General features: G+C 40.3%; 12 protein-coding genes. 3 read left to right on the top strand and 9 right to left on the bottom strand.

Features of this window, described 5'->3' with window-relative positions:
- The first annotated feature begins 105 nt into the window (after nt 1-105).
- The 3 genes from BN3912_RS03315 (at nt 106) to BN3912_RS03305 (ending at nt 5411) form a co-directional block, all read left to right on the top strand.
- On the top strand, nt 106-951 hold the full coding sequence (locus BN3912_RS03315; RefSeq protein ID WP_023984402.1) for a hypothetical protein: 846 nt from the start codon (nt 106-108) through the stop codon (nt 949-951).
- Between the two features lie 48 nt (nt 952-999).
- On the top strand, nt 1000-2655 hold the full coding sequence (locus tag BN3912_RS03310) for a hypothetical protein (protein WP_023984403.1): 1656 nt from the start codon (nt 1000-1002) through the stop codon (nt 2653-2655).
- Between the two features lie 86 nt (nt 2656-2741).
- Nucleotides 2742-5411 (top strand): leucine-rich repeat protein, encoded by a 2670-nt coding sequence (locus tag BN3912_RS03305; protein WP_023984404.1) that lies wholly within the window; start codon nt 2742-2744, stop codon nt 5409-5411.
- A gap of 423 nt (nt 5412-5834) precedes the next feature.
- Here BN3912_RS03305 and BN3912_RS03300 read toward each other — a convergent pair whose 3' ends face one another.
- The 9 genes from BN3912_RS03300 to BN3912_RS03260 all read right to left on the bottom strand — a co-directional run bounded on the left by BN3912_RS03300 (nt 5835) and on the right by BN3912_RS03260 (nt 25741).
- The gene (locus BN3912_RS03300; RefSeq protein WP_051403449.1) at nt 5835-7094 is read right to left on the bottom strand and encodes a sialate O-acetylesterase; all 1260 of its coding nucleotides are present in this window, start codon (nt 7092-7094) and stop codon (nt 5835-5837) included.
- Between the two features lie 9 nt (nt 7095-7103).
- Nucleotides 7104-9389, bottom strand: a complete 2286-nt coding sequence (gene bglX, locus BN3912_RS03295) for a beta-glucosidase BglX (protein WP_230204625.1) — start codon at nt 9387-9389, stop codon at nt 7104-7106.
- Nucleotides 9390-9423: 34 nt separating this feature from the next.
- Complete coding sequence (locus BN3912_RS03290; protein WP_023984407.1) at nt 9424-11931, bottom strand: glycoside hydrolase family 2 TIM barrel-domain containing protein; 2508 nt, start codon at nt 11929-11931, stop codon at nt 9424-9426.
- 31 nt (nt 11932-11962) lie between these two features.
- A complete protein-coding gene (locus BN3912_RS03285) occupies nt 11963-13858 on the bottom strand; it encodes a glycoside hydrolase family 16 protein (RefSeq protein ID WP_082935428.1) in 1896 nt (631 codons plus the stop codon).
- 156 nt (nt 13859-14014) lie between these two features.
- Entirely contained in the window at nt 14015-16036 is a 2022-nt protein-coding gene (locus BN3912_RS03280; protein WP_036859646.1) for a cadherin repeat domain-containing protein, read from the bottom strand.
- A gap of 33 nt (nt 16037-16069) precedes the next feature.
- Nucleotides 16070-17767, bottom strand: coding sequence for a RagB/SusD family nutrient uptake outer membrane protein (locus BN3912_RS03275; RefSeq protein ID WP_023984420.1), 1698 nt, complete (start codon nt 17765-17767; stop codon nt 16070-16072).
- Between the two features lie 30 nt (nt 17768-17797).
- Entirely contained in the window at nt 17798-20608 is a 2811-nt protein-coding gene (locus tag BN3912_RS03270) for a SusC/RagA family TonB-linked outer membrane protein (RefSeq protein ID WP_195906765.1), read from the bottom strand.
- 30 nt (nt 20609-20638) lie between these two features.
- Complete coding sequence (locus BN3912_RS03265; protein WP_195906764.1) at nt 20639-22396, bottom strand: RagB/SusD family nutrient uptake outer membrane protein; 1758 nt, start codon at nt 22394-22396, stop codon at nt 20639-20641.
- Nucleotides 22397-22402: 6 nt separating this feature from the next.
- Nucleotides 22403-25741 carry a TonB-dependent receptor gene (locus BN3912_RS03260; protein ID WP_394332695.1) on the bottom strand — a complete coding sequence of 1113 codons (3339 nt, stop codon included), beginning with the start codon at nt 25739-25741 and terminating at the stop codon, nt 22403-22405.
- Nucleotides 25742-25831: the final 90 nt, after the last annotated feature.

The following is a 25831-nucleotide window of genomic DNA, read 5'->3' as shown; positions in this document are numbered from 1 at the left end:
AAAATGGTCGGATTATCACAACATGCAATCACACCAACTAATAATTTTGCAACTGTTAGGCTGCTTAACCTCGTTGACATTATTTCACTTAATTAAATTAGAAACATGAGAACATTCAAGGAAATCCTAGACACGTACACCAAAAGTTGGGAAGATATTGCTTTCACTATCCGAAAAGAAACACCCAATGGAACTGTTGAAGAGGAAGTACATGTCGCTCCACCTTATGTAATGAATACAGAGAGGTACATAGACAAAAAACAAAGGCGTGGTAAACTTTGGAGAGGCTTCGTAGAGCTTCTCACGCATCTGCAAAAGGAAATGCCCGGTGATGACTACATGGATTTTACCGGATCCATTTACGGCAAAGGAAGGCCCGAAATCATTAAGGCCTTTCTTAATCAAGCGGGCAGTCAATTACAAGGAAAAGACGATCATACTGTACGCGATGCACTCATTAGGTATGGCATCGGAATCGACTGCTCGGGCTTCGTTACAAGAGCCATCGGTAAGATCATGCAGGAATACAATGTTCCTCTCGATATACGAAAAGAAACATTGGGTACAACTAAGCCTAATTCCTCCTATCTCAGATCTAATGCCACCATATTGAGAGATTCCGGATCTGACAGACTGAAAAATATCATGGATCTACAGCCCGGTGACATTCAAATGTATATAGATGGAAATCATTTTCACATTCTGATCGTTATCGACATTGTGGAAAGAAATGCAAATGCAGTCCGGTTCATAACGGCAGAAGCATCATCTGTATCAGACTATCTATGTGTAAGGCGGTCGCTGTGGCAATATCAGGCTACAAACGAACTGTTACGCTACTATGAGAAAAAAGGAGAATGGAAAAAGGCTGATGGTTGGAATAAAGATCCAATGAAAAGGAAATATACATTTGCACGGCCTAAAGCATTTTGTATATGTCTTTCTGTGTAATAAAAATAATACTATCATTATTTATTAACCTTTTAAATTTACAAAATTATGGTAGACAAAAGTAATTCGGTAATGGGTACCGATGATTTAATGAACGGCATATTGGGAAAATTATATGCAGTATTAGCAAGTGGCGACGATGTTGCACCTGCAAGTGAAGATAACTTCTTCGCCTGGGTAACTCCCGGACAACCCGTACTTGCCGAAGATTTCAATTTTGCTTTTCAAGGAACGTCAGGTACAATTCTTGATAAGGAAGAATTGAAACGGAGAGTAATAGAAGAAATCAACAACTACAAGGAGGCTAAAGCAGCAAGCGGACAGGAAAAAGTAGAAATCGATACAGAGAAGATTATTGCAGATATTAGAGAACAAATGAAATCAGAGAATTCGGACAAGCTGCATAGCATGGCCGCCAGTTTTTCTCAAAATGTAGACTTCATACCCGATGTGAGCGGAACGAACGAATCCGGTGGAAACACTAATTTGAGAACCATGCAAAACGAAGGCTCTTTATCAGATGTTTACAAACATGTTCTCCAGATGAGTCAGGTGAAAGTTGCAAAACTGGATGAGGAAACCGAAAAAAAGATAAAAAAATTCCATAAGTTGCTTGCACCGGTAACAAAAACAACAACCGATATCACGGGAGAAACGAAAACAGAGATTCTGCCAAGTCCAATCGTTAAGGCATACAACGAATATATGGTAAAATACGGGCAAGCATGTAATGATTATAATCAGAAAAGGATCGATGGCATGACTGGGAGCTTGAGAGATAAGCAGATGTGGGCCTATGGAGCAGCGACTTACCGCAACATGGTGAAAGCTGCCAGAGACGAATGGGAAACTTCTGGCTATAAAACTGAGTATGAAAAGATTTCATCTTATATCGCACAAGTAGAAGGCCGCAGTATGCTACTCCTACTACGAAGCTATAAAGATTTGATTGATGAATATACATTACATACAACAAATGGTGGTGCATCGTATCTTTACACGACACTCTCACCTTCCAACTTCGCACACTCTACGGGCTGGACGGAATTCCGCTTTTCAAGTAACGAGATGTCTACTTACAGTGATTCAGAGTACCATAGTAAGAGCAAAACTTTCAAAACCAGTTCCCGCAGTTTCTGGCACAGACATAGTACAACGAATGAAAAAAGTGAGAGTACGTATTCCTTTGGAAAGGGTATGAACTTCAAGAATTTTTGGTGCAGCTTCGAAATGTGTCAGGTAAATATCGTACGCCCATGGTTCAAGCAATCATTCTTAACCAGCCGATACTGGAGATTTGACAAAAACTGGGACAAAGGAGAGTATCTAAGTGATGGCAATATGCCGCCCAAAGGCATTATGCCAGCTTTCCCTACTTCTATCATCTTCATCAGGAACCTTGTACTCCATTTCGGAAAAGGCTCCAGTGTAGATAACTATATGTCTGAATATGAAAGCCAGTCAGGATCTTACTCGGGCGGTGCATATTTCGGCATTTTCAATCTTGGAATAGGAGGAGGAAGCTTAGGAGCTGGCTATAGCCATAGTTCTACAAACAGCGAATCTCACTCTGATTCACATTACGAGTACGACAGCCAATCCATCAGAGTTCCTGGCATGCAGATTATCGGATATAACTGCCACATCATGCCCAAGTGTCCAAATCCTAATCCCGACATCAAGGAAGACGAATGGGGGGCATAATATCTATCACACCAATGGCGGCTGGCATTTCAGCCGCCATTGGTTCTACTTTATTATAATCGCCGTCACCTTTAAATATCAACCCAATGGATGCACGAATAATGGCCGCCATTTATGCCAAAATCAAAAACACCTACGAGAACGAGAAAGAAAGAAAATTTCTATGTTTCCCAACAGGATTCCAATTCCGCTTCTCCACAGCCGACCTCCCAGCTTTAACTAATATGAGACTGGAAGGGGAACAATTCGACACATCAATCAATACAATGTACGAGTTTTCCAGAATTGTGAACAGTCCTGTAAGAGGTATCACGAGTTCGGGAGTTGAGACCGATGAGCTGCTTTGGGACCTGTATAGCGAAATCCTATCTACAGCGGAAATAGCTGAAATATCAGAGAACACCTCTTCCTTCAATCGCTACAACGAGGCGGTAAACTTCCTATATACGTTCAATGATGACTCTCGTGCAGCCAACGACACACTATTAACATACAATAAATACCGCGACCAATACTTCAAGCAGTGGGAAGAATACAACAATGTGAAACTTGCGCAAACAAAAATAACAACTGAGCAAGGGGCTCTGCAAGCTGCAAGAGCTGTCAAAGTATCCAAGGAAAAACTCGATGACATCGAGCACGAATGGATTGTCGTAGGCAATAAAACGAAAGTAGAAGAGTGCCTCAACACCATTACTGAACTCTCAAAGGCCCACCCTACCATCTTGTGGAACGAAATGAAACAGGGTTTCGATGAACAAAGTGACTTCCTCACCTGCAATACGAAAGGAGTCTTTGCACCCTCCTATATCTTTCCATCAACATTCATGGATGAAAAGTGGGATACCATCACATTCGATGCCGACGACTTGAAAACCTATTTCGACAGGGCTCCCACAGCACTCAAACAACTTACATTAGGACGCCGACAAGAAAAGATTAAACGCATATCGCTCGAATATAGGTCTGTGCGCGTGGAGCGCCCGTGGTTCAACGGAGCTGTATTTAAATCAGACCTGTGGCGTTTCCCTAACACTATGAAGAAAGAGCCGATAGCCTATTCGGACGAGCCCTCACTCGGTCGCTACCCTGCCTACATCACTGCCCTGTTGCTTTATCGTAACCTGCAAATTGTCTACAAATCGGGAATGCAGGCTGTCGAGTCTTCCGAAGGCAAAGACACAACGGCTGTATTGGCGTATATCTGCAAACGACTAACCGACTGTCCTTCTCCTAACCCCAATGCAAAATGGCACAACGGCTGTACCGACGGAAGACTGCAACTACGCCAAGCACACGGCGGAAAACTTATCGCACGCGCTTTCGGCAGACAAATAGGCAGTTGTTACCTGCCTCTCGGGACAGAGGTAGAATGCGTGGCAGAACCCGACACGGCGAATGACTACGTTATTAACTGCTGGAAAATAAACGCCACCGATACCAGTTGCAACAATTATCACTACCGTTTCAAGATATCGTCGCCCATGGAAGAAGTCGAAATAGTATGGAAGAAGGGCGCCAAGATTCCTCCCTCCTCATACGAGTTGAGTCCCGACAGGAAAACACTGTTTAAATGGAAGGGTAGTGAAGCCTACATCGATATGGATACCATCAGCGAGCTGCTGACCGTGACGACTATCTCTGCCGAAGCATTCTGTGACAATAAGTGTCTCCAACATATCCGAATCGGGCAAAACGTATCGGTTATCGAGCGTGGTGCTTTTATGGACTGTGAGGCTCTTGATATGGTGGAGATACCTGCAACGGCAACTTCCATTGATCGCACAGCATTCGGAAAGCGCTCCACCATGACCGTTCCACACTTTACCGTTGATGCCGATAATCCTGTATATGTAGCCAATGAGGGTAACCTCATGGAACGCAAACACACCTGTAACGCTTTCGTCTTGCGATGCATGTACTGCGGTTTTCCCATATTCTTCACTAAGCAACCCGACGTGACGGTATGCCCATACTGCCACAAACAGATGGATGCGAGGAAGACGGAAGAGCAGACAGTTATCCAGCCAGACTTCCATGTACCTCTGAAAATTAGGGAAGCTGAACTCAAGTCTACCCTCAAACGTCATTTCAAACACAAGTTCTTCGTCCTAAAAGACTACAAGCAGATGGTACTTGACAGTGCCGAGTTTTGCTCCATTTACATTCCGCAATGGTTTTTCAGTACCGTCACCTCCTCCGAATATATAGGGCTGAAAGGTGTAGAGCTGCAACAGACACAACCATCAGCAGAATCACAAGGAAAAGCCGATAAGGAAATCAAATACAATGAGTGTTCCGGCACCCACGGAATGATGTTCAAAGACATCGTTATCCCAGCATCTAAGTTTAATGTCAAGATCGATACCAATGTTACGAAGATTCCTTTTGGCGCCGAACTGTACTCCTCTCCCTCTCTGTTTGAACTGTATGGGTGCAATCACGTAGAAGGAGCAAAGGCACTGAAAAATCAAATCGATACAGAAATAAAAGATGCCATAAAGAACGAAATAGGCGGAATAGAGCCAAAAGTAAAAACGATAAAAACAGCATATACCAATATCGATAGCTCTTTGGTGTTATATCCGATATGGAATAGTCTGTTCGCCTACAACGGTAAAGATTATCGCATCGTGGTCGACGGATACACGGGCAAGGTGAGTATGCAAAGTCCCAAGGACAAGGTTAGGATATACGTAACGATTGCCATCACCCTTGCAACTATCTCTGCGATAGTCTTATGCTACATCTTGTAAACCCGTCAGCGGAGAAACATCAATACAGTCATCCTATTGTAACACATTGATAAATAGTTATTTGTAACATATATTCTCCTATCCTACAGGCTGTGTGCTATAACAACAGGTTTCAAAGATAAAGAATATACGGTATATATTGCCTCGTATCGTAGCTAAAGCGTGCAAATAATGTGCATATGTTATGTATCTATCGCCGCCAGATGCATAGCATATTACAATTAAACTGCACCTTCGTACCCTCTTTAAACTTATTCTTTATTTCCTTTTGTAGGGATAATTGGCAGACAAATACCCTCATTATAATACCTACAGCTCCAATTCGAGGATTAAATGCACCTGTTTTTTAAAAGTAAAAAAGTATTTAAATGAGCGGTAATATTTAAAAGAAAAAGATAAACGAACAAATTTCGTCGGAAAAATTTACGAGACCAATGCCTTCATGTGGCATTGGGTTCCATTGACAGCAAAGAAAGACAATATTACATAACGACGCGAATAACCCGACAAGCAGAAAGTGAAACGAGATGCATTTTTCAAAGCTATTTTTTGTAAAATATTGCCGTTTAAATCCGACACCTGTATTTTAACAAGCGGAAGCGTGGCTTGTATGTGCACAATCCCGCCCGTTTCAAACTCTGTTTGTACAGCAACAGGTGTAACGCTCCAAGGTGTTTGCATTATTGTCTGCGATATACTGGTAGATTGATTTAGCAATTCACTCGCTTTATCTGCAAAACGTTTACCCATTTCTATATATCCGTCACGTGTGAAATGCAATTTATTATTGGGATTGTAAGGTAAATCACGACATTTAATTTTATAGCAATTGGGAATATATTTTGGACTATTTTCATCTACTACATCGTCAAAACAATGAGAGATTGAATGTGCGCCAGTAGGCTCACCGATAATCAATGGAACTTCAGTAGACTTCAAATGAAGATCGTGAAGCATATCTTTATACACTTTCTTCACCTCGCTTGCCCAGTACGAATACCACTCATCTTCTTCCCCCTGATGCATAAGAATACCCTTAATAGTACCATATTGCTGCGCAATCTTCGCCATCTCTATCATGCGTTGATAAGGATTGCCTTCATAAGCATAAACAGATTTCTTAATAACACCTTCGTTTGGTAAAGGCGCCCCCAACGACTTATTCAGATAAGCATCATATTTATCTTTGTCAAATAAACGTATGCTCGCACTCGCTACTGCCACATGAACGAAACCGAACTTCTTTCTCGGGTTCTTTGCCAACATGGTTTCACCGAAAGACTTGACCATGCTACACGCTGTTTTAAACCTGTTAGACTTTCTGCAATTGGGTTCTGAAACCGGTTCCCATTGGCCTACACGCGAATGGTCGTAACCAGTTTTATCCTCATTCTCATAATCATTGTAAGATATTAAATTCAGAATATCAGGATTTGGCACCTTATCTGTGGCTGTCGGATATGCGGCATAGCCTTCAGCATTAGACTGTCCGAAAACAATATAGATATAAAAATTGTCTTTATCTATATCTTTTATAGGATTCCAAGAATTAAGTTCTCTTAGCGTTTCTGCCGTTTCCGTCTTCTTTTCTGAGAGAGTCTGTGCCTGTACATCAGGCAAAATTGCACCAACGACAATAGCTATCCACATAGCAGACACACGTTTTAAATACTTTTTTTCCATATATTTTGCTTAAATGTTCTCCAATCTTACCGTACGCGACAGTAATTCCTCGCTATTCGTACCAACCATAATCTCGAACTCTCCGGGCTCTACTACGTATTTCATTTCATTGGTCCAAAACCCCAATTCATGGGCATCAACATTCAATTCTACACGCACTGTCTGCCCTTTAGGGATAAACACCTTCTTAAAACCTTTAAGTTCTTTAACAGGACGCACCATCGTTGCCACTTTATCCGCTACATACAATTGCACAATCTCTGCTCCATCGCGAGAACCGATATTAGTAACATCCACTGTAACCTTGAGCCTTCCGTCTGTTTCGAATCTATCGTTACACTGTAAATTAGCATACGCAAACTGTGTATAGCTCAATCCAAAGCCGAAAGGATAAAGGTTCTTATTCTTCAAATCGATATACCGCACAGTGGAACTATACTCCATATCACCGGGACGCCCCGAACGTTTATAGTTATAAAAATTAGGTATTTGTCCCTCGGCATAAGGAAACGAAGTTGTCAGCTTTGCCGAAGGGTTCACATCTCCAAAAAGAATATCGGCCACAGCATTACCGCATTGTGTGCCGGGAAACCATGCTTCGAGCAGAGCATCTACATTATTGTCAACATGAGACAATGTCATTGGACGCCCATTCATTAGTACTGCCACGATAGGTTTACCCACAGTACGCAAAGTATCGATTAATTCTTCCTGCACACCGGGCAACGAAAGAAAAGCTCGACTACGCGACTCTCCACTCATCAATGCTTTTTCACCAACCACAGTAATAATGACATCGCTCTCTGAAGCGGCTTCCCATGCCTCGGAAAACTCATTTTTCCGCTTATCTAGAAAGTCGCATCCGCGCACATAGCGAATTATTACGCCATTGCCCAGCTTGTTTTTAAGTCCCTGAAACACCGTTACAACATCGTCATCCTCGCCACGTGCCTTCCACGAACCTAACACCTCGCTCCGGTTATCAGCCAATGGACCGATTAAAGCAATGCTATGAATTTGTTTAGACAACGGTAAAATACCGTGTTCATTCTTTAACAATACCATTGAATTGCTTGCTGCTTTACGTGCCAAGTTCATCAGTTTCGGCGAACACACCTCACGTTTCTCACGCTTAGTATCAAGAAAACGGTACGGATCATCGAACAGTCCTAAACGATATTTGATACGTAAAATACGTTCAACTGAAGCATCTATCGTAGACATTGCCACTAATCCTTCGTTCACAGCATCAGGAATGTACGCATTATATAACCCATCTGTCATATCCATATCTACTCCCGCATTAAGTGCCAATATGCTTGCACCTTTGTCATCTTCTACAACTCCTTGTGTTTTCAACTGCATAACCGCATTCCAATCGCTTACTATAAAACCATTAAAACTCCATTGTCGGCGTAATAGATCGCTCATCAGCCAGCGATTGCCTGTTGCAGGAATACCGTTGATATCATTAAATGCCGACATAAATGTCTGTACTCCCGCATTTACACAGGCTTTGTAAGGTGGAAGATAAACTTCTGCAAGCGTGGCAGGCGACATATCTACGGGTGCATAATCGCGACCAGCTTGCGGAGCACCATAAGCAGCAAAGTGCTTGGCACACGCTAATACAGAATTAGGTTGCCACAAATTCCACTGAAAACCTTTCACACGTGCCTCGGCAATCTTACAACCTAAGTATGTATCTTCGCCAGCTCCCTCAACAATACGCCCCCAACGCGGATCTCTGGCAATATCAACCATGGGCGCAAACGTCCAATGTATACCCGAAGCAGAAGCTTCTATCGCCGCCGCTTTAGCAGTCTGTGTTATCATATCCAAATCCCACGAGCACGATTCTGCCAACGGTACAGGAAAGATTGTTTTATAACCATGGATGACATCAAAGGCAAAGAGGACAGGTATCTTCAACCTCGAGAGCCTCATATTCTTCTCTTGCAGCTTACGGAGATTATCCACACCGCCCACATTCAATATTGAACCCACCATACCATGTGCCAAAAGCGAGTCGGATAATATCCCACTATCCGGGCCGGTAAGCAAACCGCGGCCTACATATTGCGACAACTGTCCGACCTTTTCTTGTAAAGTCATCTTTCCGAGCAGGTCTTTAATAAACACATCTTCTTTTGACTTGTCGCTAAAAGTAGCACCGGTCGATGGCCTTATCTGCTTGTTTACATGGGCATACTGTGCACGGAGCGCTGCACAATAACCCATAAATAAACCGACAATTACAATGATATGCCACCATATGTTGATTGTTGCTTTCATTATATCTATATGAAATATCTGTTTTAAATGATAGTTATTGGGCATTTAGATATATGGTTTGAGGCGTTAATCCGATACTTTTTGCAGTGAGCTGTATTATAGATGGAACTTTTTCAGCTTGCAATACAACAAGACACTTGCCCCCAAAGGCCTTGCGATGATTATCTTTAAACCGTTCGAGAGAGAATGGACAACCGTTGTCTACACCAGCTATTTTCGCATTACCCGACACGGAGAAAAGAATATCATTATCTGCCCACGGACACAGATTTCCGTCTTTATCAACTACTTCTACGGTAATAAACGCCAAACTTCGGCCATTTGCCGACAATACATGCTTATCGCTTGTAAGTCGGAGATGGTGCGGAGCACCAGCAGTATGAATGATTTGCATTGCAACGACATCACCATTACTACGCGACACCGCACGAATTTCGCCGGGCTGATATACTACTCGCCACATTACATGATACTGGTGGATATCTTCCTTACACCGAACACCTTGCGATTTGCCGTTCACAAAGAGTTCTACTTCATCCGCGTTGTTATAATAACACCACAAATCGACGGTCTGACCTTCTATCCAATTCCAGTGTGGAAACAAATGAAGTACTGTTTTATCAGTCCATTCACTTTGGTACATATAATATGAATCTTTCGGAAAACCGGCTAAATCGATAATACCGAAATAACTGCTACGGGCAGGAAAATTAAATGGTGTGGGTTCACCGATATAATCCCATCCAGCCCAAATAAATTGCCCGGAGCAGTATGGAGTATGTTTTACCACATCCCAAGTTGCTTCATGCGTAGATCCCCACGACGTATACGAGTTATCGTAAGCCGAACATATGAATGTTGGATCAATATAAGGACGGCGTTTGCCGGGCATTATAAAAACAGAATCACTCGGCATTTTATAACATCCACGTGTCTGTAACGCCGACACACTCTCTGTCATAATGAATGGTTTGTGGGAAAATCTCTTAAATATATCTTTCACCTGTTTATAATGATAATTGAAACCAATGACATCCAATGCCCCGCTTTTAAACAGATGATTGTCGGGCGACACCTCATTGCATCCTGCTGTAATAGGTCGCGAACGATCATATTTTCGCACAATACTGGCAAGAACCTGCGTCAAACGCGAATTTGCACTCAGTTGTTCATCGTTTGCCAATAATAATGCATCTCGATTATTGTTTAATAAGATATTAATTTCTTCCAACGAGATACTATCGGTATTGGCCTTAGACCATTGTTCCAACACCTCATTACCAATGCTCCAAAGAATAATGCTCGGGTGATTGCGATCGCGAAGCACCATGTCTGCAAGGTCACGTTCAAACCATTTGTCGAAATACAAGGCATAATCGTATTTAGTCTTGCCATTATGCCATTCGTCGAAAGCCTCATCCAACACTAGCAATCCCATAGAATCACACATATTCAACAGCTCAGGAGCGGGTGGATTATGCGAACAGCGAATAGCATTCGCTCCCATATCTTTCAACATTTTCAGTTGTCGGTAGAGAGCATCCTCATAAATAGCAGTACCAAGACATCCCAAATCACCATGCATACATACGCCGTTAATTTTCATTCGCTCGCCATTGAGTGAGAAACCATATAGGCTATCGAATGTGATGGTTCTAATACCTGTCGTTGTCGTATCAATATCTATCACGCGACCGTTTGTCAACAATTCCGTTTTTAGCCTATATAAATAAGGCGAACGAACCGACCATAAATGAGGGCGAGTTACATGTAACTGTTGCGACAATACAAAATCGCTATCACGTACAAAACAGTTATTTGATGTACACGCAACAACTTTACCTGTCGTATCAAGTAAGGTATGACGTACAACAAGTTTTTGAGGCGTATTACTTTCGTTCACAATTTGCGTTGTAATATCGACATGTGCTTTATTCCCATATACTTTGGACAAAATTTGTATTCCCCAATGCGCTACATGTATATCGGACGAACGTACCAAGTATACATGCCGATAAATTCCGCAACCACTATACCAACGACAATTGGGTTGCCTGCTGTTATCTACCCGGACGGCAATTACGTTATCGCCATGCTTGTTCAAGTAAGGTGTTAAATCGTAACGGAAGCTGATAAATCCGTAAGGGCGAACACCAAGAAGGTGCCCATTAATGTATACCGATGAGTTCATAAATACCCCGTCGAAGTCTATCTGATAGCGAGAGGTATCATCCTGATCATTCAAAACCAAATGTTTTCGGTACCATCCCACGCCTCCGGGTAACGCGCCACCAACAGCCCCCGATGGATTACTCACATAAAAATCACCTTCTATAGCCCAGTCATGAGGCAAATCAAGTATTCGCCATCGCCTATCATCATAATTATTCTGTGCCATCTGCGGTAAGTCTGCCAACGTAAATCGCCAGTCTTTATCCCACGGAGAACGATCAACAGCACGCCCTATAATACAAAAGAACACAAGCAGCCATATCAACATGGTCTGCCGATAACATGGGATATAGGAATGCAGAAGTTTCATTATCATTTTTAATGCTATACACATTCGTTTCTTACTTGACACATATTTTACGACCGCCCACTATATATATTCCAGAACGGAGTTTAGACTTCTGATAACTATCAGCTATCTTTTTGCCGTCTAAAGTATAAACTGCGCCATCTTTTTGTAATTTATTAGATATTTCTTTGATTGCTGTTATTCCTTTCTTCAAAATCTTCAGCTGCTTTAGGTAATAGCCCTTACCCGTAATTGCCAATCCGAATTCACATAATTCCTTGACTGCTGCAACATTTAAATCAAATGTATATACCCGTTCATCACTCCCTTTTTCAATTTTAATAATATTTCCATAATGTTCCATATCAGAAGACAAAGCCGGACGATCGCTTTGCCCTTCAATTTTAGTATTTTGTCTTAAAAAGCAACGGGCGCCATCTTCAGCATCACATACAGTTATTTCTAATTTATCTCCTGCTTGTACCGCCACACCGTTTTGTTTCCCGTTAAACTCGGCGGCACTAATAAGTACTTCTCCCCAATTAATTTTCTTAAATCCATTCCAAGCCACATCACCGTGCTTATCTAAGCAGATAATGAACATTTTTACTCCTGATCCATAGATTGAACACCCCTCACTTTTTAATTTATTCAGCATGTCTTGAGTATCTATACGAAATGTTACCTGCGCATCGCCATTCGTAACATCGGGCTTCAATGTACAGAGCGTTTGCCCTGAAGCATTACATAAATCAAGATAAGGATATTTCGTAATACCGGTCGTAGTAATGTCGATAACAATTCTATCACCAACCTCCACATTTTCAAAACGTTTGGCAGGCAACACAATATGGCCTCCATCCTGCAGATTACCACTGACATAAACCGCTTCACCGAACCAAAGTGGCGTATTCACTCGTTTGAATGTACGTAACCAGTCTAAATCCATAATAAAATTATGGGGTGTTTTCGACTTATCATTATTAAAATCAGGATTATCTTCCGGATACCCTACACCGAGTTTATCCAACGCTCCAATTTGTCCGGTAACAGCTATATCCCAAGTTTTGTCGAGCGTTCCGTTTGTTATATCCGAATCTAAGAGTCGTGTATATTTGTCTCCATAATCTATAGAACGCCAAACAGAACGTACCCGTCCATCCAATAAAAAGCTTACTACAAAATGCTTATTCGGTTCGTCGATATCCTTATCGATTTGCGTACCATATACATGATAATCTGCTGAAGGATCAAAAGACATATCTTGTATACGATCTTGTTCACTATTCAAGTTATATTTTACGCTGTTCGTAGCTCGGTTATGACCATGTATCGATTGATTGATGACAAAAATATTATTTTTATATTTGTCCCAATTATATTTCACAAAGAACTCCTCCAAATCTATTTCAAACATAGATGCCCCCTTATAATGGCGCAACCATAGTGCCATCCACGTTCCATAGGTATAGGGAATTTTTGCTTTCATTTCGATACGAGAATAAAACGGATAAAATTTCTGAGGATTTTTATATCCTTCTTCGTTAACATATAAATTGGCATCTCGACTTGACAAAGCTCCTGACCACCAGCCCATTTTGTTTGTTGCTTTAGTAGGAGTTGGCGGATTTCCATCGCGCGTTGCAGTGATGCGAGCCACACGCCTGTCACCATCAGCCACAATCCTTACCTGACCAGCACGGTAAGTTTGCGCCATTTGTTGGTTTATATTATTATTGCCGTACAAATTATTTATCGTTTTTTCATCATACAGCCCCCAATATTTATTATCGATTTTATTACCATTAAACTCATCGCCGTCGTAATATTGCCACCCTGCAGGTACTTCAGCCTTAGAAATTGGAACATTTTGTCCTTGCATACACAGTGGAACAATAAATAACATTATACCGACTATTGTTATATTTTTCATATACATTTTTTTCATTCTTCAATTATTCTTTTGTTTTGTTTTCTAAAAATTTCTACCCTTTATGTCACATTTTTATACACGTAAAAGTTCTTAAATTTTCGTAATATAAATAATTATATTTCATTCGTCAAAAACTTTGATCACAAAAATAATCAGGATATACTACCAACTTCATGGCTTTACAATAATGCCTTTTTTATGTAGGAAGTCTAACGTTATCTTAGTACCGGCTGCCCAAACGTAGTCTTTGTTTGGTTCAGGAGAACCGGGTTTGCGAAATGCCAATACTCCCATTGCCGGATCTACATAAATTTCACGTTTCCAGTCGCCGAACTTATTTACTTTACTAAATACTGCTATCTTCGGATACATTCGCACGCGTCCCGTCGATGGGATAGTTGCAGTCATGGTTTTTCCATCGGCATCTACTTGAAAGTCGAACCTGTCGGAACCGCAATAGCCATATAGTTTCACTTTCTCTATGCTAACCATCCTCAATAGAAGGTCTATGTAAACCATATAAATGCCATCTGTAGGGATCACAGCTCTATCTTCTTGCACCGTAAATCCATCGTTTACTTTAAGCGAAACAAATTCGCCATTACCAAAACATTTATCGGTAGAAAACCGCAAACCGCTACCTGCTTTAAAATAATTGATGTAGAACCAACGGTAATCCTCAGAATAAGAACGATCGAATTCCTGCACCTCGGGCGATGCCCAGTTCATATTTCCGAAATCATCGCCTACCATATAGATACAAGTCGCAGAGCCCGGTACATCCTTTTCCTGTGTCAATGGACCGAAATTGGCGGTATTGTCTGCCATATTGAGTTCAATAGGAGTCGATGCAGCTACAGGTACTGGGCTCATTTCACTTGTATCAATACCACGATATATAATCTTTCCGTTATAAATATTGAACTCCATAGAGTTCCAATCACGATCATTATATTTAGAAACAGCAAACATCTTTAGGTTTCCTTTAGTAGATGTTTTTGCCGTAAATTTATTTCCAGTAAGTGCAAATTGATATTCATTACCGCCAAAACAGTCACCTATTCCGTAAACTTCAGGTGTCTCAAACGAAATTAGCTTACGGTTCATGTCTACGAATATCAAGTAATAACCAGACTTCTGTACCGTAGCCCTGCCCTGTGCATCTATTTCAACACCCTGATTTGATTTGAGCGAAGAGAAGCTGTCAGCACCGTTCGTACTTGTCGACCACTGCACAAATTTGCCTTCCTTAAGATACTTTATACTCCAAAACACACCATTTCCAGCCACTCCAACAGGTGTCATTTTCACTATATCCGACGTATTCCATGCACCGAAGTTATTGCCTGCCATATAAAGAGTTTCAGGAAATCCCGTAGCTTCTGGCTCGATGATGCTCTCTCCCCCTATGCGTGCAGAGAATTTCTCGGTAAGCACATTGTATTGTACGCATACAGAATAACGGCCTTTCTGCTTCAATTTCAGATTGACAGAAGAATTATCGGTCAATTCTGAATAAGTATTCGTTAGCATATTGGTACGAACGCTTTTGCCCATACCAGTGAACGTGGTATTGATAGTATCTTTCTCTGTCTTGGAAACCTTGATATAAGTAGGCGAGCCATCAGTATAAGTAAATATGTATTCTGCCGGTAAAATAACTTGTTGGCTGTCGGTATTACACCAAGTAACGATATGGTTTATACGATCGTAAGATACTTTATCGAGCACTATGGTTTTATCACCAGCATCGGTCAATTCCATTATACTCAACATTTTAAATTGTATAGGAATCACATTCATCTCATTCAATTGTTTGTTTACAACAATTTTATAAAGACCTTCTCGATTAACCATAAAACCTTCAGCACCTTGCTTCAACATGTATGTTTTCACGTTCTGACCAACAGATTCTACTTCTCCACCATTACCATAAACAACGGGGTGACCATCTGTTCCAACAAATGAAACCACAAAATTACCACTATTTTTTAACCAAGCATTAAGACTCACAATATTCGAATCTGTTCCCTGTGTTAAAGAGCCCTTGGCAATGGTGCGAGAGAACTCGGTAGCAAAGCCCGACAGATAAACACCTTCCGGTACATTGATCTGTGGATTGAATGAGATATCGTTATCCACACAACCATAAATCAATAGTGCCATTACCATTAATTGAAAGATTTTTTTCATGATGTTTTTCTCCTTAAATAAACAAACAGACCACTACCAGCCGGAATTCTGTTTCCAAGATTTTAATTTCAATAATTCACTCTCGGGTATTGGATACCAATACATTTTAGATAGAAATACCCGTGGTTCTACAGTATAGGGTTCATAATTATAAGTATTGGCAGCTCCTGCAGAAGTGTTTTTAGTAATTCTCACGCCTCTGAGTGGTATGCCCAATGTTGATGAAGCTATTTTCCAACGGCGTACATCCCATGCACGATGCTCCTCAAAAGCCAACTCAACACGGCGTTCACGACGGATACGTTCACGCATATCTGCCTGCGTAAGTCCTGTGGGAAGATCGGGCAAATCTGCTCGTTGCCTAAGTTCATTTATGTAATGGGCAATATCCGGATTACCCGGATCGCTTTCATTTAATGCTTCGGCATAATTCAAATAAATTTCTGCCAGACGAAAAATGGGCCATGTATGTCCTAAAGCTCCGCCACCGGTCTGCACATTAACTTCCCCATTGAGAAATTTACGCAAATAATAACCGGTTTTTGTTGCATTTGTTTTGTACAAACCATCATTTCCACCTATCCATGTTTCTACACTTCTTTGTTGTAAAGCGGAACCATTAAAGATAACTGTTGCAGAAAAACGGGCATCTCTGTTTTTATAAGGAGTTGCTGCCTGTGTGACATTATTCCAAGAAAAATCAGAACCATCACGCATTTCATAAGCATCTACAAGATTTTGTGACGGATTAGTTCCTCCCTTTCCACCAAAGCTAATGGGAAAATTGATACTTTCAAACGTAGAGCTCACACCATAACGCCGCATAAAAATATACTCAGAATTCTTAAAATCATTTTTAAACAAATCGCCATAATCTGAAGCCAAATCGTATATTCCGAGGTCTATCACTGCTTTTGCAGCCTTTGCAGCCTTTATCCATTTCGCATTATCCGATGGAATTTGATGCTCATCAATATTCTCGTAATCCATATACAGCGGACTGGCAGCATATAAAAGCAGCCGACTCTTTAACGCTAACGCAGCTCCTTTGGTAGCATGTCCCAATGCAGTTTCGTCTCTCCATGGTTTCAATTCCAGAGAATCTGCTGCAATGTCACATTCTTTGGCAATGAAATCTACACACTCTTCCATTGTAGGACGAAGAGTATTTCCATAGTCGCCATTAACAGACAACGAAGATGCAATAATAGGAATTGGACCGAAACGTTTTAATAACTCGAAATGGAAATATGCCCTCAAAAAACGTGCCTCCGCCTTCCATATACGGATATCCTTTTGCCTATTCTGGTATTCAATTTGATTTTTCGGATCCAAACGATAAGCATCTAAATTCACTCTATCGGCATTTTCTATAAACTCACAAGCCATACGGATACCAGCATAATAACGATTCCATAAATTATCAGGATTCTCAACCGCATTCCATGATCCTGTATTGAACTTTTGTACATCTGAAGTTTCTACGGCAAATTCGGCATCATCTGTAGCATCATCGAACATAGCTCCATTACTCAAACGGTTCAAACCTTCGGGAAGGAGGCTGTAGATACTCACCAAACATTGGCTGGTGTGTTCATACGATGAATACGTCATATGCTTATCAATATAAGAATCGGTTTCACGATCTAGAAAATCACTACACCCCGTTAGTGTTAAACTAACACTAATATACAAACAAAATATAATATGATTGAAAAAGTTATTTCGCATATTCCTTAATAATATTATTAGATTTCAATATTAAAATACAATCTTCAATCCAAGACTATACGATTTCATTAACGGATAATTGGTAAGCGTTCCCATTTCCGCATCCCCTAATTTACCCAAATGATCGAAAGTCAGAACATTTGTTGCATTAACATAAATATATACATTACTCAATTTCAGAATATTGCTAACAGATTGTGGCAATGCATATCCCAATTGTACATTACGCAATCGTAAAAAACTACCATTGCGCTTCCAGAACGTGGAGGTTCGATAGTTATTATCGAAATCTACAGTAGATAACCGTGGATAACTGGCTGTCGGGTTCTCCTTTGTCCAACTATCAAGTGCTAACGGGGAGGCAGAACCATTATCCTTGAAAGAATAAACACTTGATCCACTAATGTAAATATCACGATTAGCGACTCCTTGAAAAAACAAACTTAAATCAAATCCATTCCATTTACAACCTAAACTCAATACATAGTTCCATTCCGGTACTGTAGTGTGCCCAACAGGATAAGCGTCATTAGAATCGATGATATGATCATTATTCTGATCTACATATTTTATATCACCGGGAGCAACATGCCCAAATTGTGGTACGGGCAAACCAGCTTTCAAGTTTCCATTTGCATCGAAATCAGATTCTTGATACAATCCATCAGCCACTAACATAATAGGTTGCCAAACGGGATGACCTTTCTGATAAAGATAATTATACAATTTCATTTCTTCTCCCTGCTCTTTCACCTTACTTTTGGAATACCATGCACCAGCTTCGACAAAGTAAGAGAAGACATTCTTGATAGTACCATCGTAACGAGTTTTGAACTCGAAGCCATTATTGTTTACACGTCCTACATTCATCAAAGGAAGGATATTACCATAAGAAGCACCAATGAAACCTAGCACATTAGAATATGCCCGTGTAAGGATACCTGACTGGACTTCGTTGAAAAAATCAAAAGTAACTGTTAAATTCTTTAACACCTTAGCATCTAATCCGACATTGAAAATCTTTTTTCGCTCCCAACTTACATCAGCATTGGCAAGTGTAACTTCCCGAAATCCCCCAGAAGAGTTGGCATTAACACCAAACAAATAACTTCCATTATAGTCATAGCTGGCATCAAAAATATAACGAGCGGAAGTCTGATCATTACCGACAAGTCCATAAGAAGTTCTGAGTTTTAGATGGTTTATCCATGAAAGACGTTTCATCAAAGGCTCGTTACTAACGACCCATGCTATGGAACCTGCAGAGAAGAGGCCAAAACGATGATTGGGAGGAAAATTATCCGTTCCCATATAAGATGCGGAAAACTCTGCAATATAAGTTTTCCCATAATTATAAGTCAAACGGCTCGCATAATTCAAATAACGGGCATCATCACGTACACCATACACTTTATATAAATCAGATACAAACAGGAACATTGCATCAATACCATGCTTGCCAAAAGTATTATTGTAATCTACTTGGACTTTCATGTTCATACGGCTGAAATCCGTACGAAAACTTTCTGTTGATTGCAATGGAGCATTGGCACCATACTGCGTATAATTATAAATAGGATTATTTTCAGCATCAATACCAATTTGGGCAATAGAATAACGAGCATAATCGCGCGTCTTCGAAGAAGATTCTGCCACATAGTTATTATAGCCAACACCTATCATTGCGCTCAAACCTTTCACCAAATTGTTAAAATTATATTTCAGATTAAAAATTACTTGCAACGCACGAGAATTCTCTTTGTATAACCCACGATTAAGTATATTAGCTACTGGATTTGTATAAATATTAGTTCCACCAAAGCTTCCATTTGGATTATAAACTGGAAATGCATTGGGAGGCGTTGTCCACATGGAGTTTATTAACTTTGCAGCACTGGAACCACTAGGAGCAGACTGTTCGCCAATACTTGTACTGGTATATAATGATGCAAGCAACGCATTAGTTACACTAATATCCAAATTTGCACGAAAGTTGTAGCGTGCATAATAAGCGTTGGAGTTCTCTTTGCGCTTTTTATCCGTTCCTACATACAAACCATTATTCTGTAATAAACCTGCCATCACATAATAACGAATGACATTACGTCCTCCTCGAAATGTCATTTCTGCTAATGTAAGGGGTGTACTATTTTTTAGCATCTCTTTCTTCCAATTTACATTCGGATATAAGTACGGATTACTACCATTTTGATAAGCAGTTAACTCATCAGTATTGTAACGAGCCACTTGCCCATCATTCGTCAATGCTTGATTATACAGGCGAGCATAATCATATGCCCCTAATGGACTATTCATCACGGTTGGCATTTGCAAACCAGTCTGTACTCTGAAACCGATCTTTGAAGAAGAAAGTTCACCTTTTTTTGTGGTAACAAGTAATACGCCATTGGCTCCACGAGCACCATAGAGTGACAATGCAGCTGCATCTTTTAATAAAGACACAGATTCTATCTCCTCTGTTGAAATATAATCAAGTGGAGCCTCAAAACCATCAACAAAGACAAGCATCTTCTGTCCGCCAACAAAGGAACTAACACCACGTGAATACATATTTTGCATATAGAAATCATAACCAGGTTCACCACCTTGTTGCATTACAGTGAGTCCAAGCAGTTGACCTTTCAAACTATTTCCCACAGAGGGAGAAGTAACCTTCATTAAATTATCGCCACTAACAGTTGATATTGCTGAAGGCATTTTCCATGTTTCCTGCTTACCATAAGCTATTTCCACTTCTGCTGTATCAATCTGCGCATTGCTCAATATACAAATAAACAACAGAATGCAGCCAATCATTAATCTTTTATGTTTTATTGCCATATACATTCAAATTTAAGGTTCATCTCCTATTTACCAACCAGGATTCTGAATCAGATATCCCTTGTCTACTTCATTCTGCATGATTCCATGCAAATAAGAGCGTCTGCTCCATGAGCGGCTCTCAAACACATAAGGTTCATAGTGTATTTTTGACTTACTTCCATCGACAGAAGATATTTTCAAGCCATACATTTTGCCACGCATTACTCCTTCTTGCTCTGCAATAAGCCATCTGCGAATGTCCCAAAAACGATGATCTTCAAAAGCTAATTCTACACCACGTTCGTTACGTAACTTCTCACGGAACTCTTCTTTTGTTAACGAGGTGGGAAAGCCGGGCATACCCGATCTCTCACGTACTTTTTCCACAGTATCAAATGCTTCTTGTGGAGGTACATCATAATATTCATTAAGTGCCTCAGCATAATTTAAATAGAGCTCTGCAACCCTAAACACAATCCAATCTACATTAGTTGTATTCAACGGCGGAGTTACTTTCATTGTACGTGGCACCCACTTTCTGACGAGATGGCGTGTTTTATCAGTAGCAGAACTTTGTGCTCCATTTGGTAAGAAATCAATAAAAGGAATCTCATTATTCCATGAGGCTCCATGATAAGCTACAGTCTGACTAAAACGAGGATCTAATGTTTTATAAATATCCATCAGATTATCGCCGCCGGTATCTGACCAATCAGCTTGGGTACCATCACGTTTCTCATAAAACTTTACAAAATTAAAGGTTACATAAAGTCCTCCATCCCCCCAAGCCTTATTCATTGCCCATACGGGGAGGTCTGCTACCATCGGACGAGAACTCACTTTAAAGTTCCTATATTTCTTGTTTGCCAAGATAATTTCCTTATTATCTGGAACCGTCCATACATGTTCGTAATTAGTTTCAGGTGTGCCATCAGCATAAAGCCCATAATGTCCTGATCCGATAGCTGCGTCTAATGCCTCTTTTGCAGCATCAGCAGCTTTCTTCCAACGTTCTTTATCATAGTTTCCATAACAAATCAAATTCTCGTGTCCATTAAATGGCAAATAAGGAGTATCGGTATTAAACAACGGACTGGCAGCATACAGCAATACACGCGACTTCAATGCCAGAGCAGCTATTCGAGTTGCACGTCCGACCTTTGTCGCATCCGTGTAATAATCCGGTAAAAGACTAGCTGCTCTGTCACAATCTACCAAAACAGAATCTACACAATCTGAAAATGTATTTCGAGGATAAGTGGAGAAATCGTTAGGAGAGAGCCTGAAATGAATAATGGGCAAGCCACCATAGCGATAAACTCCTTCCCACAACAACATAGCTCTCATGAAATATGCCTCCCCAGCCGTGCGTCTATTGAAATCCGGATCACCGACATCATAAGGAACTTCATTAATTCGCTCAAGAATAATATTACACTTCCGTAACGTTTCCCAACGCAAATAATGTCGACAGTCTTCATCCCATTCGGCACTATTGTTATTATGATTGTCTACATTCCATGATGAATTACCTTTTGCCCAATCTGCAACATCTTCTGCCTCATCACAGGCTGAGCCTAAGGTAGAAGAAGAACATAACCTACGATCTGTATTAGAACTACTCATACAAAAACCTAAAGGCATTCCTTCTGCATATACACCAGTAAGGTATCTTTCTGTTAAACTTCTATCTGCAAATACCTTATTCTCATCAAGATCAACCGAAGGAGGCGTCTCTAAGTAATCCGTACATGAGCAAAGAAACATGGAACTCATGATTATTTTTAAGAAATGATATTTTTTCATAATACTTTAGAAATTAATGTTAAGACCTATATTATATATCTTCTGCAATGGATAGGTATTGATTTCTACATTACCGGAACGTGAAGGAGCTTCCGGATCAAGGTCAATAACATCCGACCATGTTATAAGATTCGTACCACTGACATATAGTCGAATACTTTCTACACCCAAAGGCTTTACGAGTTCTTTACCAAAAGTATAACCAACTTCAATGTTTTTTAAACGCAAATAGCTTGCATCCCTAATCCAAAGATTAGAGTCTTTATAGTTATTATCAGTGTCTTTATTTGGACTCAGCGATAAACGCGGAAAACTTATAGGCTCTCCATTCTCATAACGTTCTTGAGTCCAACGCTCCAAAATTAAACTCTTTGCGCTCTCATGTCCATTGATAAATGGCCATAACGATCGTCCAAAGTATTTAATAGAAACATTACTTGCACCCTGAAATAGAGCAGACATATCAAACCCTTTCCAATTAAAACCAAGCGAAAAACCATAAATAATTTCCGGTATGGGAGAATAACCGACAGGTACCCTATCATAATCATCAATTTTTCCATCCTGATTTACATCAATATATTTCACATCACCAGGTTGCAACTTATTGCTACTCCATGCACTGACAGGTCTATCCAAAGCATTAATTTCTTCCCATGAGTTATAATAACCGTCGAAAAGCAACCCGTAGAATTGATTTACGCGTCTGCCCGTTTCCATCTGATAAGCATATTTTTTAGGAACTTCATCTTTAAACAATACTTTGTTGCGTGCAAAAGAATAATTAAAACGGGCCCAATATCTAAAGTCGCGTATATTGCTACGATAGTTCACATCCAGTTCCCATCCTTTGTTTTCCATCTCTCCCATATTATAAGCAGGAAGATTTGCTCCGATAATCATCGGTTGAGTATTACGGTTGGCAAGGATATTATTACGACGCTCCTTAAAAATGTCCAACGACATCGTCAAATGATTTTTAAAGAAATTCATCTCTACACCAAAGTTGAACTTTTTTGCTTTTTCCCAAGTTAGATATGGATTACCAATCTTATTTTCAATAATCATTCGAGAGTTATTCGGTGAAGAAGCGTTTCCGAAATTATATTGGTAAAGGGTATTATTGGAAGCCTCGCCGTATGAAGATGGAAGATAAAGAAAACGATCTCCGCCAATCTTATCGTTACCAACCTCACCGTATGTAGCTCTCAGCTTTAAGAACACAAGGTAATCATTCTTCGGGAAAAAAGGTTCTTCGCTGATAACCCATCCTGCAGAAACTGCAGGGAAGAAACCGAAACGACGGCCTTTGGCAAAGTTCTCCGTTCCATTATAACCCATATTGAACTCCGCTAAATAACGAGAAGCGTAATCATACGTTACGCGACCTACAATACCTTGGTAAGCATTGGGTACCAAATATTGCAAAGAGGGAGAATAATATTTACTTTGATTATACAACAACAAAGCTGTTGTGTGGTGCTGTCCAAAGCTGTGACCATAGTGAATACCCAGCTCCATATATACTTTCCTGTTCTTTCCATAGCCTGGTTTAGCAAACCAAACGGTTTCTTCTTCTTTTGGAAGATAAAGTATATTATCAAGATTAGCAGGATCGCGTTGTGCGACATAATACTGAATGCTTTTACGGAAGCTCTTTCTACTATAATAATAGCTGTCATACGACATACTACCATGTACTGATAAACCTTTCAACAAAATACGGGAAAGATCATAATCCAAACGCAATGTCGTATTGACATTGTTTTTACTGTCATAATCATAACCATTACCCAGCAGGATCATCCATGGATTCTGTTCCCCTAAAACATCTTGCAGACGCACGACTTTCCCATCGATCAGACCGGGCGAACTCAATGGATTAGACCAAGAAATCTCACGCCATATTGTACTATTACCAGCTCCCGGAGTACGTACATTCTCTATCTGTGCTGCCAATTGTAATGATGCGCTGAAATCTTGCGTGATCTTAAAGTCCAGATTCGAGCGAAAATTATAACGAGCATCATGGGCATTCACATCATGATCCTTATCTATCTTCGTATGATTGTACATACCTTGCTGAGCATAAAATCCTGCAGAAACAAAATACTTTACTCGATCTGTACCGCCAGACAAATTAAAATTATGCTGTGTTCGCAGCGTTGTTTTACGCAAAAAATCACCGGTCCAATCCATATTCGGATGAAAAATAGGATCCGTTCCATCGCGATACAACCTAATATCTTCATCAGAGAAGCGCGGTGTATAAGTTGCACCAGAGGTGTAGGCATCATTCTTTAATGCCTCATTATAAAGAGTTGCATAGTCTGCACTATTCAAATAACTTGGAATTGCCGTTGGTTTTTGGATGGCAACATTACCAGAATAACTCAAACGTGGTTTTCCCAATTTTCCCTTACGCGTGGTAATTAAGATAACACCATTGGCACCGCGAACACCATAAATTGCCGTTGCAGAAGCATCTTTCAAAATACTGATAGATTCTATTTCATTAGGATCGATGCCATTATAATTAGGCCTTTCCACACCATCAATCATCACAAGGGGCGCAGTATTCTCTGTAAATGTGCTTACACCACGGATCAACAGCGTGGAACCATCCTCACCCGGAGCCCCACTACGTTGCATCGCTATCAATCCTGGCATCTTTCCAACCAGCATATTGCTGATATTAGCTTGCGGAGTCTGTACAAGATCTTTGGTTGTTACTGATGATATAGCACCCGTAACACTTGCTTTTTTCTGTGTACCGTAGCCTACCACTACCACCTCATTCAACTTTTGGGCGGCATCTTCATCCATAATGATTTTAATATTGTTACGTCCTTTCACAGGTACGTCTTTAGTAACATAACCGATATAAGATACCGTTAGTATTGCCTCATTAGGCACATCTAAACTAAACTCACCTTTTACATTCGTAACAGAACCATCTGATGTTCCTTTTACAAAAATACTTGCACCTACAATAGGTTCTCCGGTATCATCCTTAACGATACCGGCAACCTTGTGTTTTTCAGATATATTCATACTACTACCCTGTGGAATAAAAACGGTTTTCGTGTTATCTTCTTGCCGTACCAATACAATCGTATTGCTATTAAACGAGTATTTAATACTCAATGGCACAAACACCTGAGAGAGCACTTGATCTATCGGAAGATTTTTACATACGATAGAAACTTTGGTCTTCGGGTCTAATACACTGTTTCTATACACAAAGGTATAGCGAGTCTGTCGCTCGATTTGCCGAATAAATGTACGCACCTCTCTATTCTTGATGCTCAATGTCATCCTCTCATTCTGTGCAAACATGCCCATTGGGAATAAGAATAGGAACAGTATAAAGAAAGCTGTGAGCGAACCGTTCTGTTTGCATTTTCCGTTTTTACTCATATTGATTAGGTCTTT

This window comes from Prevotella phocaeensis, from assembly GCF_900065875.1.
GTDB lineage: Bacteria > Bacteroidota > Bacteroidia > Bacteroidales > Bacteroidaceae > Prevotella > Prevotella phocaeensis.
This window is presented reverse-complemented; position numbering and strand designations above follow the sequence as displayed.

What these genes read in the sequence shown, in the direction of transcription:
- BN3912_RS03275 (WP_023984420.1), bottom strand. Translation starts at nt 17,767, where the DNA reads ATGCGAAATAACTTTTTCAATCATATTATATTTTGTTTGTATATTAGT.
- BN3912_RS03260 (WP_394332695.1), bottom strand. Translation starts at nt 25,741, where the DNA reads ATGGGCATGTTTGCACAGAATGAGAGGATGACATTGAGCATCAAGAAT.
- BN3912_RS03315 (WP_023984402.1), top strand. Translation starts at nt 106, where the DNA reads ATGAGAACATTCAAGGAAATCCTAGACACGTACACCAAAAGTTGGGAA.
- BN3912_RS03305 (WP_023984404.1), top strand. Translation starts at nt 2,742, where the DNA reads ATGGATGCACGAATAATGGCCGCCATTTATGCCAAAATCAAAAACACC.
- BN3912_RS03300 (WP_051403449.1), bottom strand. Translation starts at nt 7,094, where the DNA reads ATGGAAAAAAAGTATTTAAAACGTGTGTCTGCTATGTGGATAGCTATT.
- BN3912_RS03290 (WP_023984407.1), bottom strand. Translation starts at nt 11,931, where the DNA reads ATGAAACTTCTGCATTCCTATATCCCATGTTATCGGCAGACCATGTTG.
- bglX (WP_230204625.1), bottom strand. Translation starts at nt 9,389, where the DNA reads ATGAAAGCAACAATCAACATATGGTGGCATATCATTGTAATTGTCGGT.
- BN3912_RS03280 (WP_036859646.1), bottom strand. Translation starts at nt 16,036, where the DNA reads ATGAAAAAAATCTTTCAATTAATGGTAATGGCACTATTGATTTATGGT.
- BN3912_RS03270 (WP_195906765.1), bottom strand. Translation starts at nt 20,608, where the DNA reads ATGGCAATAAAACATAAAAGATTAATGATTGGCTGCATTCTGTTGTTT.
- BN3912_RS03285 (WP_082935428.1), bottom strand. Translation starts at nt 13,858, where the DNA reads ATGAAAAAAATGTATATGAAAAATATAACAATAGTCGGTATAATGTTA.
- BN3912_RS03310 (WP_023984403.1), top strand. Translation starts at nt 1,000, where the DNA reads ATGGTAGACAAAAGTAATTCGGTAATGGGTACCGATGATTTAATGAAC.
- BN3912_RS03265 (WP_195906764.1), bottom strand. Translation starts at nt 22,396, where the DNA reads ATGAAAAAATATCATTTCTTAAAAATAATCATGAGTTCCATGTTTCTT.